This window comes from Janthinobacterium agaricidamnosum NBRC 102515 = DSM 9628 (assembly GCF_000723165.1).
Lineage (GTDB): Bacteria > Pseudomonadota > Gammaproteobacteria > Burkholderiales > Burkholderiaceae_D > Janthinobacterium > Janthinobacterium agaricidamnosum.
The window spans coordinates 3,918,133-3,934,298 of sequence record NZ_HG322949.1; the positions used below are offsets into that span (position 1 = coordinate 3,918,133).

The following is a 16,166-nucleotide window of genomic DNA, read 5'->3' on the forward strand; positions in this document are numbered from 1 at the left end:
GAGGCTCCTGTATATATAAATGCGCTAGTCTGAATTGACTGCACTAAAATCAATGATGTGAAACACCAGGCTTTTACTGTTGCGGCTTTTTCTAGCCAGAAATCCTGTGAACTGATACAGACCACCCAGTGGCGCCTGGTTGAACCTGCCTGAAATTTCGCCAGCGGCCAGCGCGGCAATCTCAAACTCGGTCAAGCGGGCGATGCCTGCCTCCATCTGTTGCGAACTGTGCTGCAATACTGCATTCACAATCGGCAAACCTGCCGGGGTGTAGCGCAATATCTCGCGCTCGGCAATGATGGCGACGACTTGTAGCTGGTTCAGTGCGGATTCCCGGTCAAAAATTAAGCGGCGACGGCTGGAGCGGCTGCAGGTGCTTCGGTACGATGGCTTTTAGCCGCGTCTTCGCGTTGAACCGATTTCATCATCGGCGAAGGAGCTGTTTCAGCTTTCTTCATTTTCACGGTCAGGTGACGCAACACGGCATCATTGAATTTGAATGCTGTTTCCAACTCAACCAGGGTTTCGTTGTCGCATTCGATGTTCAGGCAGATGTAGTGTGCTTTTGCCAGTTTCTGGATCGAGTAAGCCATTTGACGACGGCCCCAATCTTCAACACGGTGAACCGAACCGCCGCGGGTGGTTACGCTGGCTTTGTAACGTTCGATCATCGCGGGCACTTGCTCGCTCTGGTCCGGATGGACGATAAATACTATTTCATAATGACGCATGCAAACTCCTTAAGGACGGATTGATAATCGCCCACCTCGGCGTCAAGACGAGTGTGGGAAGAGGTAAGCCGAATAGTATGACAGGTTTTTTGGCAAGTTTCAATCCCCTGCTGCTCGCTGCCCGCCGCTGCGCTCGCCTGGCGCGGGTTCGGCTGAATTTATTTCACGAAATACGACAAATCCGCTTGCATAAGCGCCGATACTGTACAAAAATACAGACTGTTTATATAGACAGCATTTCACTATGCGCCACCAATGATCAAGCTCACTGCACGGCAAGAACAAATTCTGAATCTGATCAAGGATGCGATTGAAAATACCGGCTTCCCGCCGACCCGCGCCGAGATCGCCAGCGAACTGGGATTCAAGTCCGCCAACGCGGCCGAAGAACATTTGCAGGCACTGGCCCGCAAGGGTGCGATCGAGATTTCGCCCGGCACCTCGCGCGGCATCCGCCTGCTGGGCGCCAATGCCGAGCCGGCGCCGCCGAAAGTGCCGGCCGCGCTGCTGATGATGTCGCTGCCGCTGATCGGCCGGGTTGCCGCCGGCTCGCCGATCCTGGCGCAGGAAAACCTGGAAGCGAGCTACAACGTCGACCCGGCGCTGTTTTCGGCCAAACCCGATTTCCTGCTGAAGGTGCGCGGCTGGTCGATGCGCGACGCCGGCATCATGGATGGCGATTTATTGGCCGTCAAGAAAATCGACAGCGCCAAGAATGGGCAAATCGTGGTGGCCCGCATCGGCGACGAAGTGACCGTCAAGCGCTACAAAAAGACCGGATCGCTGATCGAGCTGTTCCCGGAAAATCCCGACTTCACGGTGATCCAGGTCGATCCGGAAGCGGACGAATTCGCGCTGGAAGGCCTGGCGGTAGGATTGATGCGCAGCTGGAATTAATGGAGCCTCGCCATTCGCAACGCCATGCAAAAAAAGCCGGGACAACAGAAGGTGCCCCGGCTTTTTTACGCCACCTCCAATGCTTGACGGAAATCGTCGAGCAAGTCGGCTTCATCCTCGATGCCGACCGACACCCTGATCAGCGATTCGGCAATGCCCATGCTGGCGCGCCGCTCGGCGCCCATCTCATAAAAGATCGTGTGCGCGACCGGAATCACCAGCGTGCGGTTGTCGCCGAGGTTGCTGGCCGGTATCGCCAAATTCAGGCGGTTCAGGAAGTCGAAGCAATCGATGCCGTCCTTCAATTCAAAGCTGAACAGCGAACCGTAGCTGCGAAACAGATCGCTCGCGATGGCGTGCTGCGGATGCGAGACCAGGCCAGGGTAATGCACGGCCGCGACGCGCGGATCGGCTTGCAGCATGGTCGCCAGCGCCAGCGCGTTCGAGCAGGTGCGCTCCATGCGCAAGGCGATGGTTTCGGCGCCGGTGGCGATGTGGTGCGCCGCGTCCGGCGCCAGCGAGGCGCCGAAATCGCGCAAGGCCTTGGCGCGGATTTGCGCAATGCCCCACTGGGCCGGCGCGACCTTCTTGTAATTGTCGAAAATATTCGGATACCGGGTCCAGTCGTACAGGCCGGTATCGGTCAGGCTGCCGCCCAGCGCATTGCCGTGGCCGCCGATCGACTTGGTCAGCGCATTGACCACCAGGCCGGCGCCGACCGCTTTCGGACGGAACAGATACGGTGTCGTCATCGTATTGTCGACGATGTACAAGATGCCGCGCTGCTGGCACAGCGCGCCGATTTTCTGCAAGTCGGCGATCTGGGTGCGCGGATTGGCGATGGTTTCGACAAACACGATACGGGTGGCCGGCGTGATCGCCGCCGCCACATTGGCGACGTCGGTGGCGTCGACGAACGACACGCCGATACCCTGTCCGCTGACGGTTTGCCACAAGCTGTTGGTATTGCCGAACAAGAAGGCGGACGACACCACATGGTCGCCGGCGCGCAGCAGCGCTTGCACCACGGCGCCGATTGCGCCCATGCCGGTGGCGAAGCACAAGGTGGCCAGGCCGTCTTCCATTTTATTAACTTTATCTTCCAGCGCGGACACGGTCGGATTGCCCTGGCGGCCGTAGCGGAAGCCCGGTTCCTTGCCCTGGAATACAGACGCCAGCTGGCGCGCATCGTCGTAGCCGAAGGCGACCGAGTGGTGCACCGGCTTGTGCAGCGAGCCATGCTCGATGCCCTTGCGGCGGTCGTTATGCAAGATGGTGGTGGTGAAGCCGTAGTTTTTCTTGTCGCTCATGATGGTGTAGTTAGGGGGGGTACATAAGTAATACAAAATGCGTCATGCAAAGTCTTGCCTTGGCGTGGCCGCGCCGCGCCGCGCAAAAAAAAAGCCCGGCGCAAGCCGGGCGTGGCGACATCAGCCTTCGGCCGTCGCAAGGTTCAGGTTCAGTTGCGAGCGCGGCGTATCTTCCGGCGCGGCGGCCTTCGGATGATGACGCGCATATTCGATGCGGTCGAGATAATCCTGCGACACGTCGCCGGTCACGTAGACGCCATCGAAGCACGACGCCTCGAAATTCTTCAAGGCCGGGTTGACGTCGGAAATGGCGCGTTTCAGTGCGTCGATATCCTGGTACACCAGCGCGTCGGCGGTGATTTCGCGGCACACCTCTTCATTGCTGCGGTTATAGGCGATCAATTCGTCGCGGGTCGGCATGTCGATGCCGTACACGTTCGGGAAGATCACCGGCGGCGCGGCGGACGCGAAAATGACTTTCTTCGCGCCGGCTTCGCGCGCCATTTGCACGATTTCACGGCTGGTGGTGCCGCGCACGATGGAATCGTCGACCAGCAGCACGACCTTGTCCTTGAATTCGGACGGGATCGCATTGAGTTTCTGGCGCACCGATTTCTTGCGCATCGCCTGGCCCGGCATCAGGAAGGTACGGCCGATGTAGCGGTTCTTGATGAAACCTTCGCGATATTCGATATTGAGCGCCAGCGCCAGCTGGATCGCGGCCGGACGCGACGAATCGGGAATCGGCATGACCACGTCGATATCGCCTTCCTTGAATTCCTTGCGGATTTTCTCGGCCAGGTATTCGCCCATTTTCAGGCGGGTGGCGTAGACCGACGCGCCGTCGATCACCGAATCCGGACGCGCCAGGTAAACAAATTCGAACACGCAAGGATTCAGGCTCGGATTGTCGGCGCACATGCGACTGTGCAATTGTTTATCGGCATCGATGAACACGGCTTCGCCCGGCGCGATGTCGCGCACGAAACGGAAACCCATGCCTTCCAGCGCCACCGATTCGGAGGCGATCAGGTATTCGATGCCTTGTTCGGTTTCATTGACGCCGTAGCACAGCGGACGGATGCCGTGCGGATCGCGGAACGCCAGCAAGCCGACGCCGGCGATTTGCGCCACCGCCGCATAACCGCCGCGCACGCGCCGGTTCAATACGGAAACGGCCTTGAACACGGCGTCCGGATCGAGCGACAGGCCGGTGGTGGCTTCCTGGATTTCATGCGCCAAGACGTTCAGCAACACTTCCGAATCGGAATCGGTGTTGATGTGGCGGCGGTCGATCTTGAACATTTCCTGTTTCAACTGTTCCCAGTTGGTCAGGTTGCCATTGTGCGCCAGCGTGATGCCGTAAGGGGCGTTGACATAAAACGGCTGCGCTTCCTCTTCGCTGGACGAACCGGCCGTCGGGTAACGACAGTGGCCGATGCCGGAATTGCCTTGCAACGAACGCATGTTGCGCGTACGGAAGACGTCACGCACCAGGCCATTGGCCTTGTGCATGGAAAACATACTGCTGTGATTGGTCGCAATCCCTGCCGCATCCTGACCGCGATGTTGCAACAGCAACAATGCGTCATACAGCAATTGATTAACAGGTTGGTGGGAAACGACGCCGACGATGCCACACATGGTGTGCTCCTAAACTGTGCTACGGATGATAAAAGAATTCAAAATTGCACGTGCTTCGCATACGCGGCCGGCAAGTAAGGCTTGATGGCGCGCGCGCCGTCCTCGGCCATCGGACGCAGCAGCGCATTCTTCCAGAAAGCCTGTTGCGGGATCGACGTCATCCCGCACAATATGACGGCAGTCAATACAATCACCAGGCCGCGCGCCAATCCGAACAAGGCGCCCAGGCCGCGGTCGGCCAGGCTCAGGCCGGTGGCCCTGACCAATACATCGACCGTCATGCCGAGCAGCCCCATCAGGATGCGCACGCCGATAAACAAGATCACGAAGGCCAGCAGCAGCCGGATCACCTCGCCGGGCACCACTTCTGGCAACATTTTAGCCAGGCTGGCGCCATAGGCGTTGGCGATCACAAACGCCACCACCCAGCTGACCAGCGACAGGATTTCCTTGACCAGTCCGCGCATCATGCTGATGACGACTGATGAAATCAGTACAAACAAGACCAGATAATCGAAAATCGTCACGCCAGTCCAGCCTTGTCCTAGATTACGCAGGTACCACGCTGCCGCCCAAACCGAGCTTTTGCAGCTTGGCGCGGGCCTTGTCCGCCTCTTCCCGGTTGCCGAACGGGCCGACACGGACCCGTATCACGCGCTCGCCAGCAGCATTGGAGGTTTTTTGAGTATAGGAGGAAATGCCGGCATCGCGCAGCTTGCCTTGCAATTCATCGACTTTATCTTGCGAGCCCAGCGCCGCGACTTGCACCACGAACTTGCTGGAAACGGATTCCTGCGGCTTGGCCGCGGCAGGCTTGCCTTCCAGGATCGCCAGCGCGCGCGCCGCATCGTCGGATGACGGGGCCGGCTTGGCGCTGTCGGCCAACACCGGTTTTGCTACAGGCTTGGGTTCGGCCGTTTTTGGCTCGGATTTGGGCTCGGACTTGGGTTCGTGCCTGACCTCAGGTTTCGGTTCGTGCCGGACCTCAGGCTTCACTTCAGGCTTAGGTTCGTGTTTGACTTCCGGCTTGGCCTTGCTCGGCTCGACGATGTCGAGCTTGCGCGGTTTGTCGACCGGCTCGGACGGCTTCAATTCAGCCACCACCGGCGCGGCGGTGACGACAGGCGCAGGGGTCGCGGCAGGCGCAGGTACAACGGCGGGCCTGGCAGGCAGCGGAGCCGGCTTGACCTTGTCAGGCTCGGAAACAATTTCTTCGGATTGGTCCAGCGCGGCACTGTCGGCCACCCGCGCCGGCGCAGGGGCCGGCGTGGCATCCGCCACCACAGCCGGCTTATCCTTCGACGGAATCTGGATATCGATATCGGTCGCCAGCGGTTTCGGTTCCGAATCGAGTATCATCGGCAACCCGACCGCCACCGCCAGCGCCAGCGCGACGGCGCCAACCAGGCGGCGCCGGGCGCGTTTTTTCTCAGGCAATACAGGGTCCGGCACATCCTTGCCGGCGCGGCGCGGGGTGGCGCCGCCGACGGCACGCTTGGAGCGGGTCCGCGCGGTCGAGGCTTGCTCTTCCGACGGTACGTAAAAACCACTGTCTTGAGCAGTGGATTCTTGCTTGTTTTTAAATAGTTTCGAGAACAAGCCCATGCGTGATTTTCAGTCGATTACGTTCAGTGAAGTGAGGATTTTCGGGCCGCCATCACACCTGCAACGGTGATGAAGGAACCAAAGACCACAATTCTATCATTCTCCCCGGCCCGGCTCATTGCATTTGCAAAAGCTTGTGCAGGATCAGCAAAAATATTCACCGTATGATCGTCGCTGCCAGGCTTGTCGGCCAGCAGCAATTGCACCTTGCCGGCCAGTTCAGACGCGCTGGCGGCACGTGGCGACGGCAAGTCCGTCAGGCACCAATGATCGACATGTTCGCCCATCGCGGCGAGTACGCCATCGATATCCTTGTCGTGCATCGAGCCAAACACCGCATAGGTGTATGGGTGGAAACCCATATTGCCAAGGTTCTGGTTCAGCGCCGAAGCGGCGTGCGGATTGTGCGCCACATCCAGGATCACGGTCGGACGACCCGGCAACACCTGGAAGCGGCCCGGCAGCTCGACCGTCACCAGGCCGGTGCGCACTTCCTGGGCGCCGACCGGCAATTGCAGCTTCAACACTTCCAGCGCGGCCAGCGCGGCCGACGCGTTCAGCAACTGGTTGGCGCCGCGCAAGCCTGGATAGGCCAGCGAATTGCGGCGCTGTTCGCGGCCGCCATAGTTCCACTGCTGCTTGTCGCCCGAATAATTGAAATCGCGGCCCATCAGCCACAGGTCGGCGCCGATCGCCCCGGCATGGTCGATCAGCGATTGCGGCGGCACCGGATCGCTGCAAATCGCCGCCTTGCCCGGACGGAAGATGCCCGCCTTTTCAAAACCGATCGCTTCGCGGGTATCGCCAAGGAAATCGGTATGGTCGATATCGACGCTGGTGACGATGGAGACATCGGCATCGACGATATTGACGGCATCCAGGCGGCCGCCCAGGCCGACTTCCAGGATCACCACGTCCTGTCCGGCGCCGGCCAGCAAATGCATGATGGCCAGCGTGGTGAATTCAAAATAGGTCAGCGGGATATCGCCGCGCACCGCTTCGACCGCGTTGAAGCTGGCGATCAATTGCTCGTCGCTGGCCGACTGGCCGCCAATACGGGCGCGCTCGTTAAAATCCAGGAAGTGCGGCTTGATGTACAGGCCGACCTTGTAGCCGGCGCGCAGCAATATCGATTCCAGCATCGCGCAAGTGGAACCCTTGCCGTTGGTGCCGGCCACCATGATGACCGGGCAAGGAAAAGCCAGCGCCAGGCGCTGCTTGATTTCCAGCACGCGGTCCAGGCCCATGTTGATGACGGTTTCGGAATGACGGTTTTCCAGCAGGGCAAGCCATGCCGGCAGAGTAGTTGGGAGGTTTTGCATAGGACAATAAAGAGGACGTTAGTATCGGGACGCCAGAATGACAAGCGGCGCGCAAACGGATAGTGTATCCGCTGGCGCGCCGTTATGTGGCGACAGACAAATTAAAAGCGGCTTAAGCCAGGACCTCTGCGGCCTGGTTTTGCAGCAAGGCCAGCAAGCGCGCGATTTCTTCGCGCATCTTGCGGCGGTCGACGATCATGTCCACGGCGCCCTTGGTGACCAGGAATTCGGAACGCTGGAAACCTTCCGGCAGTTTTTCGCGCACGGTGTTTTCAATCACGCGCGGACCGGCAAAACCGATCAGCGCCTTCGGTTCGGCGATGACGATATCGCCCATGAAGGCGAACGACGCCGACACGCCGCCCATGGTCGGATCGGTCAGCACGCTAATGAATGGCAATTTCTTTTCCGACAGCTTGGTCAGCATGGCGGTGGTCTTGGCCATTTGCAGCAGCGACAGCAAGCCTTCTTGCATCCGTGCGCCGCCAGTGGCGGTAATGCAAATGAACGGCACTTTTTGCTCCAGCGCGATTTGCGCGCCGCGCACGAAGCGTTCGCCAACCACCGAACCCATCGAACCGCCCATGAATTCGAATTCGAAGCAAGCGACCACTACCGGCAAGCTCATGATTGCGCCGCCCATGACGACCATCGCATCGGTTTCGCCGGTGGCTTCCATCGCCGATTTCAAACGGTCAGGATATTTTTTGCTGTCCTTGAATTTCAAGGTATCGACTGGCAGGATTTCCTGGCCGATTTCATAACGGCCGCCGGCGTCCAGCAAGCTGTCGAGGCGTTCACGGGCGCGGATGCGCATATGGTGATCGCATTTCGGGCAGACATGCAGGTTCGACTCCAGATCGGTGCGGTACAGCACGGCTTCGCACGATGGGCACTTGACCCACAAGCCTTCCGGCATGGTTTTACGTGCGGCAGCGTCCGAACGCTGGATTCGCGGTGGCAGCAGTTTTTCCAACCAACTCATATTTTCTCCTATGGCCCCTGGGGGGCGGGAATCTTGCGCAGTGGCTTGCCCTGATCAGGGCTCACTCGCGGGTAATAGCCTATGCGGCCAGGCAATCTTGCCTGAAATGCCAGCATGGCCTGTCATGGCAACGGTTCAGTGGCGGAAGTGTAGCGGTTTATCGGCGCACTGTCGAACATTGCGGCGCAAAATTCTTGCTCTGAGATCAGAAAATAGTTGAAATTACGATACTTTAACCAGCGCTGAATGCGGCAATCCGGCCATCGTCACAACAAAGGCCAGGCGCACTACCGGACAGTACGCATTGATCTCAAGCGTACCGTCCGATATGGCGACTTATTTACGCATCCAGCGCGGCGCGGATGCCGGCGGTAAAGGTACGCACCGCCTCCACCGCCCCGTCTTTCGGCGCGTTTTCGATTTCCTGGATGATGCGGCTGCCGATCACCACCGCATCGGCCACCTTGGCCACCGTCCTGGCGGTGGCGCCGTCGCGGATGCCGAAACCTACGCCGATCGGCAACTTGACGTGCTTGCGGATCCCGGCCAGTCGTTCGGCCACTTCCGCCGTATCGATATGACCCGCGCCGGTGACGCCCTTGAGCGACACGTAATAGCTGAAGCCGCCGCCGACCTTGGCCACCTGGGCGATGCGTTCCTCGGTCGAGGTCGGCGCCAGCAGGAAGATCAGGTCAAGTTCGCTGGCGCGCATCGCGGCGGCGAATTCTTCGCACTCTTCCGGCGGATAATCGACCACGATGGCGCCATCGGCGCCCGCTTCCCTGGACGCCTTGATGAAGGCTGCCGGACCGATGCGTTCGATCGGGTTGGCGTAGCCCATCAGCACCACCGGCGTGGTCTGGTTGGTCAGGCGGAACTGGCGCACGTACTCGAACACGTCGTGGATGCCGATATTGAATGTCAACGCGCGTTCGCAGGCGCGCTGTATCACCGGGCCCTCGGCCATCGGATCGGAAAACGGCACGCCGAGTTCCAGCACGTCGGCGCCGCCTTCGACCAGCGCGTGCATCAGCGGCAAAGTTTGTTCAGGGCCGGGATCGCCGGCGGTGATGAAGGTGATCAGGCCGGTTTTTTGTTGGGCTTTCAGTGCGGCAAATGTTGCGGAGATTCTGGACATGATGGGGCTTTCTGTATTCTGTGTATGGGATGAACCGTTTAAAACCGGGGGCAGCAAGCCGCCCCTCGCTTCAATCAGGAAAAGTTCAGCCCCATCCGTTCCGCCACGGTATGCATGTCCTTGTCGCCGCGGCCCGACAGGTTGGCCAGCACCAATTGGTCTTTCGGCAAGGTTGCCGCCAGCTTCGCTGCGTAAGCCAATGCGTGCGACGATTCCAGCGCCGGGATAATGCCTTCGATATGGCAGCAATCATGGAAAGCCTGCAACGCTTCCTCATCGGTGATGGTCACATACTGGGCCCGGCCGCTGTCTTTCAGCCATGCGTGTTCCGGGCCGACGCCCGGATAATCCAGTCCGGCCGACACTGAATGGGTCTCGATGATCTGGCCGTTTTCATCTTGCAGCAGATAAGTGCGGTTACCGTGCAGCACGCCAGGGAAGCCGGCGGTCAGCGATGCCGAGTGCTTGCCGCTGTCTATGCCCTCGCCGGCCGCTTCGACGCCGATCAGTTTGACGTCTTTCTGCTCGATATACGGGTAAAAAATACCCATCGCATTCGAGCCGCCGCCGATGCAGGCCAGCACGTAATCGGGCTGGCGTCCGGTCATTTGCGGCATTTGCACCAGGCACTCCTCGCCGATCACCGACTGGAAGTCGCGCACCATCATCGGGTAAGGATGCGGGCCGGCGACGGTGCCGATGATATAAAAAGTGTTTTCAATGTTGGTGACCCAGTCGCGCATCGCTTCGTTGAGCGCATCTTTCAAGGTCTTGGAGCCGGATTCGACCGGCACCACGGTCGCGCCCAGCAATTTCATGCGATACACGTTTTGCGCCTGGCGCTTGACGTCTTCGCTGCCCATGTAAATCACGCATTCGAGACCGAAGCGGGCGCAGATGGTGGCGGTAGCCACGCCATGCTGGCCGGCGCCGGTTTCGGCGATGATGCGCGGCTTGCCCATGCGCTTGGCCAATAATGCCTGGCCGATCACGTTATTGATCTTGTGCGCGCCGGTATGGTTCAAGTCTTCGCGCTTGAAATAGATTTGCGCGCCGCCGGCGATCTCGGACCAGCGCTTGGCGTGATAGATCGGCGACGGGCGGCCGACGAAATGCTTCAATTCGTAGCGGAATTCTTCGAGGAATTCGGCATCGGCGCTGTAGCGCGCGTAGGCTTCCTTCAGCTCGGCCAGCGCGTGGCTCAGGGTTTCGGCGACAAATGAACCGCCGTACGGGCCGAAATGGCCTTTCAGGTCGGGAAATGCGTAATCGGTGGCGTGAAACAAAGGCGCTGCTGCGCCGGATTCAGGCAAGGCTGTCATGGGGTTTCTCTCTGTCTATGATGGCATCGGCGTCGCGGACAGCGCGAATGAAGGCGCTGACTCTGGACGCATCCTTGATACCCTTGGACGCTTCGACACCGCTGCTGATGTCGACCGCGTAAGGGCGTACGCGTACCACCGCGTCAGTCGCGTTTTGTACGCTCAAGCCACCACTTAAAACGACCCGAGGCGCGAGCTCTTTTGGGATGAGAGACCAATCAAATACCTTTCCTGCGCCGCCATAGGCATCCACATATGTATCAAGCAACAGGCTTGCAAACAAGGGACTGGCGACGCGATAGCGCTGCTCATATTCTAGCAAATCATCGGCGTTTGTGTCAGGTTTGACGCGAAACACCTGCGTGTACGGCCGGTTGACGGCGGCGGCTAGCGCCGCGCTGTGCTCCGGGCTTTCATCGCCGTGGAATTGCAGCAGCGACAAAGGCGCGCTGCGTGTGACCGCGGCCACCTGTTCCACGCTGGCATTGACGAACAGGCCGACCGTGGTGATGTAAGGCGGCAAGCCGGAGATCAGCGCCGTGGCTTGCTCGGCAGTCACATAACGCGGGCTTTTCGGATAAAACACAAAGCCGATCGCATCGGCGCCGGCCGCCACCACCGCCTGGATATCCTCGGCCCGGGTCAGGCCGCAAATCTTGATGCGCGTACGCGACATGCTGTTACTCCTTTCAATGCTGCGATCTTAAAACCACGGCAAGGCGCTGCCGGTTTCCTGCGGCAAGCCCCATTTCGGGTCGTAATCGATTTTCGCCAGGTACAGGCCATCCGGCATGAAGGTCGGCGCCGCTTCGCCCCGGTCGCGCCCGGCCAGCACTTCGCCCAGCCATTGCGGCGGATGCTTGCCGAGGCCGATATAAATCAGCGAACCGACCAGGTTGCGTACCATATGATGCAGGAAGGCGTTGGCGCGTATCGTGAACACGATCAAGTCGCCGCGCCGTTCGATGCGAATTTCGTGCATCAGCTTGACTGGCGACTTGGCCTGGCATTGCGACGCGCGGAAGGCGGTAAAGTCGTGCCAGCCGATCAGCGGCTTGACCGCTTCTTGCATCGGTCCGATGTCCAGCGGACGGAACACCCAGCCGGCGCGCCCTTCCAGCAGCGGCGAGCGGGTCGGATTGTTGTAGAGCACATAATGATAGGCGCGCGAGCGGGCGCTGAAACGGGCGTGGAACTGGTCGTCCGGGTCGGCCGGCACTTCATGCGCCCAGCGCACCACAATGGAAGGCGGCAAGAAGGTATTCACGCCGCGCACCCAGGAATGTATGTCGCGCTGCAAGTCGGTATCGAAATGCACCACTTGCTCCAGCGCATGCACGCCGGTATCGGTGCGTCCGGCGCAGGTGGTGCCCAGCCGGACCCGGGCGAATTTCTCTAGCGCGTCTTCCAGCTGGTCTTGCACCGTCTGGCCATCTTCTTGCTTTTGGTAACCATGCCACGCCGTACCGTCGTACTGGACACCTAATGCGATCCGTTTCAATTCCTGTCCAATATGAAGTCTGTCTCGGCGCATTATACCGCCGAGTCAGTTCAGCTTAGCAGCGCCCGCATGGTATTGGCCTTGGCGACTTGCTCTGCATTACCGCCCTTGATGACTTCATCGATCAATTCGCGCGCGCCTTCCTTGTCGCCGATCTCCTGATAGGCGATGGCCAGGTCGAGCTTGGTATCCATTTCCATGTGGATACCCGACAGTGCATCGTCCTGCACCGCGCCGGCAGCCTTGTCGCCGGCGCCCAGGTCCAGGTCGATACCGGACAAATCGAATTCCGGCACCGCCGCAGCCGCTTCCGGCACGGCCGCAGTCGTGGCCGCGGCTTGCGCAAAGATATCGTCGGTCGATATTGGCGCTGCCGCCGGGCTGGCTGCGGGAGTGACGGCAGGATTTGCCTCAGGAGTAATATCAGCCGCCTTGACCTTGGTTTCCGGCAAGTCGAAATTCATCAAGTCCAGATCCATCAGCGGATCCGGCGCCGGTGTGGCCGTGATCGTGCCGCCGGCGGTCATGGGCTCCAGATCCAGGCCGAAGTCCATGCTGTTGTCGAATTGCGGTTCGGCAGGCTTGTTGATATTGACTGCCGGAGCCGCCGGCGCGCTGGCCGGCGGCGTGATCGCGATCGGCTCGAAATTCAAGTCGCCCAGGTCAAAATCGAGCCCGTCGGCACTGGCCGGGGTCGGCAACGCGGTTTCCTCGCTCGCGCTGGCGGCAGGCGTAAAGTCCATGCTTTGGCCGGTTACTGCGGCGGCATCGCGGCTCAGGTCGCGGTCCAGGCTGTCCAGCGCCGCCGACTGGGCGTTGTGTTCGGCGTTTTCCACTGGCGCTTTGCTGAAATGCACCACGGCATCGACATCGGTATTGGCATACAAGGGATTCAGCGGATCGAGCGCCAAGCCCAGCGCCGCGGCCTGGCGCCATTCATCGCCCTGGCCACGGGTAAGGCTGTACAGTTCGCTGGCCTGGTCTTCGAATTGACGCGTATTCTTGCGCGCGGAATAGATTTCCAGCAGCTTCAAACGGGCGGCATGGCGCTCGGGATTGGTACGCAAGGCGCCCAGCAACAGTTCTTCCGCCTCGGAGTCGTGGCCGTAAGCGATATACACTTCGGCTTCGGCGACCGGATCGGCTTCATTGGTATCGATCTGGCTGGTATTGAGCGCAAAACTCGATTCGAACACATTGTTGTACGCGTCCGTGCCTTGACTTTCGGCTTCGCCGAACGCGGCAGCCGGCACCGGCGTCAGCGGATCATCCACGTCCGCTTCGCCGATGAAGCTGTTTTCAGCCTTCGGCGGCTCTTTCTTCTTGCGCCGCACCACCAGGAATACCGCCAGCAACAACGCGGCCAGCACCAGGCCGATGTTGCTGATATTGTCCATCAGCTTATCCATCAGCGACGGTTCGGGCGGCGGCGCTTTCTTGACCAGCGGCACCGGCTTCGGTTTTGGCGCCGCCGGCTCGGCGGCCGGCGCGCTGGCAACGACCGGGGCACTGGCGACAGCGTCCGGTTTCTTTTGATCGGCCAGCGACTTGTTCTTGACCGCCATCAGGTTTTCAAGATCGTTGACGTTCTTTTCCAGTTCCTTGACGCGGGCGGCCGCCTCGGCGACCTGTTTTTCCTTGGCGATCTTGTCTTCGACATTGGCGACGGCGGTCTTGCCGGCCGCGGCGGACGCAGGCTCGGCTTTCGACAGCTTCAGCTGGTCTTTCGACTCATTGGCGGGCGTGGCCCGTTCTTCGACCTTGGTACTGATCTTGCCGGCCGCGCTTTGGGCCGCTGGCGCCGCTTTCGACGGCGTGCTTTGCGCCACCTGCCCAGCCAGCTTGTTGCGGTACGCCGAGAAATCGCTGGCGTGTGCCACCACCACGCCCTTGGCCTCGCCCTCGGCGGTGTTGCGCAGGGTATCGGCGTCCGGCACGCTCAAGATGCGGCCCGATTGCAGGCGGTTCATATTCTTGCCGGAAAACGCTTCCGGATTGGCGCGATACAAGGCCACCAGCATCACGTCGAGCGACACATCGGCCGGCTTGACCTGATTGGCGATGCGGCTCAGCGTATCGCCGGCCTTGACCTTGTAATCGGCGCCGGCGGTTTTCTTCGGCTTGTCCTTGGCGGCCTGGACCGGCGTCGGCGCGGCGGCCGGCACAGGAACCGGCCGTGGCGCACGCTCGCTACGCTGCGGCGGCGCAACCGGCGCCTGGGCAGCGGTTGCCGGCTGAGGTTGCGATTGCGGCTGCGCTGGCGCAGCCACCGGTGGCTGCGCCGGGGCTTGCGGCTGTGGCGCGGCCACTTGCGCAGGCTGGGTCTTGTTCATGTCGACCGGATCGAGCAAGAACGTATATTCGCGCACCAGGCGGCCGGTATTCCAGCTCAATTCCAGCAGCATGTCGACAAACGGCTCATTCACCGGTTGCGATGAGCTGACGCGGATAAATTGCCGGCCAGCGCGTTGCTCAACGATAAAATTAAGCGACAACAGGGTCGGATTGAAATCGATATTGGCTTGCTGAAAGGCTTCGGCCGGCGCCAATTTGGCTACCAAGGCGCTAGCCTCTTCCGGCGATACCGCGGTCAATTCGATCTCGGCGCGCAGCGGCTGGCCTAAAGCGGACAGCACCGTCAGCTTGCCCAGCCCCGCCGCATGCACCGCAGGAGATAAAAACACGGCACAGGCGACAGCGCTGGAGAGTGTTTTCAAGGCAAAGGAGGCGACCCCGGGGCGATTTTTTACGGGCATAGTGTGCGGTAGTGTAGTTGGCTAAGGGAAAAAAGTTACTTTTCCAGATGTCTCAACATATCATCATGCATCAAGCCGTGCAAGCTTTCCTCTCCTGCAACGCGGCTTCTTTGACCGATCGCCGCTTTTCTGGCGACAAACTTCAGCACCAGGCCCTGCTGCTGGCCTTTATTGATGCAGCGCCATATATCCGCCAAAAAATTCGTCAAAATGCTTATTCTCAATTGAACATCGAAAATAAGAATTCCCAGATACAATTTTAAAGTTACTAAATGAACAAAACTGTCTGACGACCAATTCGGGGGGATGAATGAAATCGCGGGGAACGGCATGGCATCCAACGTGATCGGCACAATCTTTTCCGCACTGGCGGCATTCACCAGCGCCACGCGGCTGTATGCATTGACCATCGGCGATGGCGACGCTGACAGCTTGCTGGTCGAGGCGTTCGCCGCCGACGAGCAAGTGCATGAAATCGGTGCACGCGACATCATCGCGCTGTCGACCAGTCCTCAGATCGCACTGGCGTCGCTGCTCGGCAAACCGGCCACGCTGCATATCAGCCTGGCCGATGGCACGCGCACCCAATTTTCCGGCTGGATACGTGAAGCCGCGATGCTGGGCAATTACGGCGGACTGACGCGCTACCGGCTGAACTTGACGCCATGGCTGTGGGAATTGAGCCAGGTGCGCAACAGCCGCGTCTGGCAAGACAAGACCGTCATCGAGATCATCGACAGCGTGTTCAGCGCCTATGCGCCGCGCGCTATATGGCGCTGGAGCGACGAAACGCGCTCGTTCATGGAAGGCGCCGGCCGGCGCGGTTATTGCTGCCAGTACCGCGAATCGGACTTTGACTTCATCCGCCGCCTGCTGACCGACGAAGGTTTGACATGGCGTTTCGAAGAGGCCGATGGCGGCCAGTGCATGGTGCTGTTCGCCGACAGCAGCGAGC

The 16,166-nt window shown here is 60.0% G+C and carries 15 protein-coding genes and 1 pseudogene (1 of these 16 running past the window's edge); 3 read left to right on the top strand and 13 right to left on the bottom strand.

Features of this window, described 5'->3' with window-relative positions; genetic code table 11:
- Positions 1-24: 24 nt before the first annotated feature.
- A complete protein-coding gene (gene priB, locus GJA_RS16700) occupies positions 25-324 on the bottom strand; it encodes a primosomal replication protein N (protein ID WP_038494307.1) in 300 nt (99 codons plus the stop codon).
- Between the two features lie 20 nt (positions 325-344).
- The gene (gene rpsF, locus GJA_RS16705; RefSeq protein WP_038494310.1) at positions 345-731 is read right to left on the bottom strand and encodes a 30S ribosomal protein S6; all 387 of its coding nucleotides are present in this window, start codon (positions 729-731) and stop codon (positions 345-347) included.
- 255 nt (positions 732-986) lie between these two features.
- Between rpsF and lexA the strand changes: the two genes are divergently transcribed.
- Complete coding sequence (gene lexA, locus GJA_RS16710) at positions 987-1,628, top strand: transcriptional repressor LexA (RefSeq protein ID WP_038494313.1); 642 nt, start codon at positions 987-989, stop codon at positions 1,626-1,628.
- Positions 1,629-1,693: 65 nt separating this feature from the next.
- Here lexA and GJA_RS16715 read toward each other — a convergent pair whose 3' ends face one another.
- The 11 genes from GJA_RS16715 to GJA_RS16765 form a co-directional block, all read right to left on the bottom strand.
- Positions 1,694-2,938 (bottom strand): cystathionine gamma-synthase family protein, encoded by a 1,245-nt coding sequence (locus GJA_RS16715; RefSeq protein ID WP_038494316.1) that lies wholly within the window; start codon positions 2,936-2,938, stop codon positions 1,694-1,696.
- Between the two features lie 120 nt (positions 2,939-3,058).
- Positions 3,059-4,582: an amidophosphoribosyltransferase gene (gene purF, locus GJA_RS16720; protein ID WP_038494318.1), complete on the bottom strand. Its 1,524-nt coding sequence runs from the start codon at positions 4,580-4,582 to the stop codon at positions 3,059-3,061.
- Positions 4,583-4,620: 38 nt separating this feature from the next.
- Positions 4,621-5,109, bottom strand: a complete 489-nt coding sequence (locus GJA_RS16725; RefSeq protein ID WP_038494320.1) for a CvpA family protein — start codon at positions 5,107-5,109, stop codon at positions 4,621-4,623.
- A 22-nt stretch (positions 5,110-5,131) separates the two neighbouring features.
- The gene (locus GJA_RS16730; protein WP_038494323.1) at positions 5,132-6,187 is read right to left on the bottom strand and encodes an SPOR domain-containing protein; all 1,056 of its coding nucleotides are present in this window, start codon (positions 6,185-6,187) and stop codon (positions 5,132-5,134) included.
- Positions 6,188-6,210: 23 nt separating this feature from the next.
- A complete protein-coding gene (folC, locus tag GJA_RS16735; RefSeq protein WP_038494326.1) occupies positions 6,211-7,509 on the bottom strand; it encodes a bifunctional tetrahydrofolate synthase/dihydrofolate synthase in 1,299 nt (432 codons plus the stop codon).
- Positions 7,510-7,621: 112 nt separating this feature from the next.
- Complete coding sequence (gene accD, locus GJA_RS16740; RefSeq protein WP_038494329.1) at positions 7,622-8,494, bottom strand: acetyl-CoA carboxylase, carboxyltransferase subunit beta; 873 nt, start codon at positions 8,492-8,494, stop codon at positions 7,622-7,624.
- A gap of 340 nt (positions 8,495-8,834) precedes the next feature.
- Positions 8,835-9,632, bottom strand: coding sequence for a tryptophan synthase subunit alpha (gene trpA, locus GJA_RS16745; protein WP_038494332.1), 798 nt, complete (start codon positions 9,630-9,632; stop codon positions 8,835-8,837).
- Between the two features lie 74 nt (positions 9,633-9,706).
- A complete protein-coding gene (trpB, locus tag GJA_RS16750) occupies positions 9,707-10,954 on the bottom strand; it encodes a tryptophan synthase subunit beta (RefSeq protein ID WP_038494335.1) in 1,248 nt (415 codons plus the stop codon).
- Positions 10,938-11,630 (bottom strand): phosphoribosylanthranilate isomerase, encoded by a 693-nt coding sequence (locus GJA_RS16755; protein ID WP_038494338.1) that lies wholly within the window; start codon positions 11,628-11,630, stop codon positions 10,938-10,940. The genes trpB and GJA_RS16755 overlap by 17 nt, the downstream gene beginning before the upstream one ends.
- Positions 11,631-11,657: 27 nt before the next feature.
- Positions 11,658-12,455 (bottom strand): tRNA pseudouridine(38-40) synthase TruA, encoded by a 798-nt coding sequence (gene truA, locus GJA_RS16760; protein ID WP_038494341.1) that lies wholly within the window; start codon positions 12,453-12,455, stop codon positions 11,658-11,660.
- A gap of 50 nt (positions 12,456-12,505) precedes the next feature.
- Positions 12,506-15,139, bottom strand: a complete 2,634-nt coding sequence (locus GJA_RS16765) for a motility hub landmark protein FimV (RefSeq protein ID WP_277914403.1) — start codon at positions 15,137-15,139, stop codon at positions 12,506-12,508.
- 137 nt (positions 15,140-15,276) lie between these two features.
- On the opposite strand from GJA_RS16765, the gene GJA_RS27460 reads away from it, so the two are divergent.
- Positions 15,277-15,474: a hypothetical protein gene (locus tag GJA_RS27460; RefSeq protein ID WP_144241575.1), complete on the top strand. Its 198-nt coding sequence runs from the start codon at positions 15,277-15,279 to the stop codon at positions 15,472-15,474.
- A gap of 67 nt (positions 15,475-15,541) precedes the next feature.
- Positions 15,542-16,166: pseudogene (locus GJA_RS28725) on the top strand (contractile injection system protein, VgrG/Pvc8 family); it runs 1,010 nt beyond the window's last position.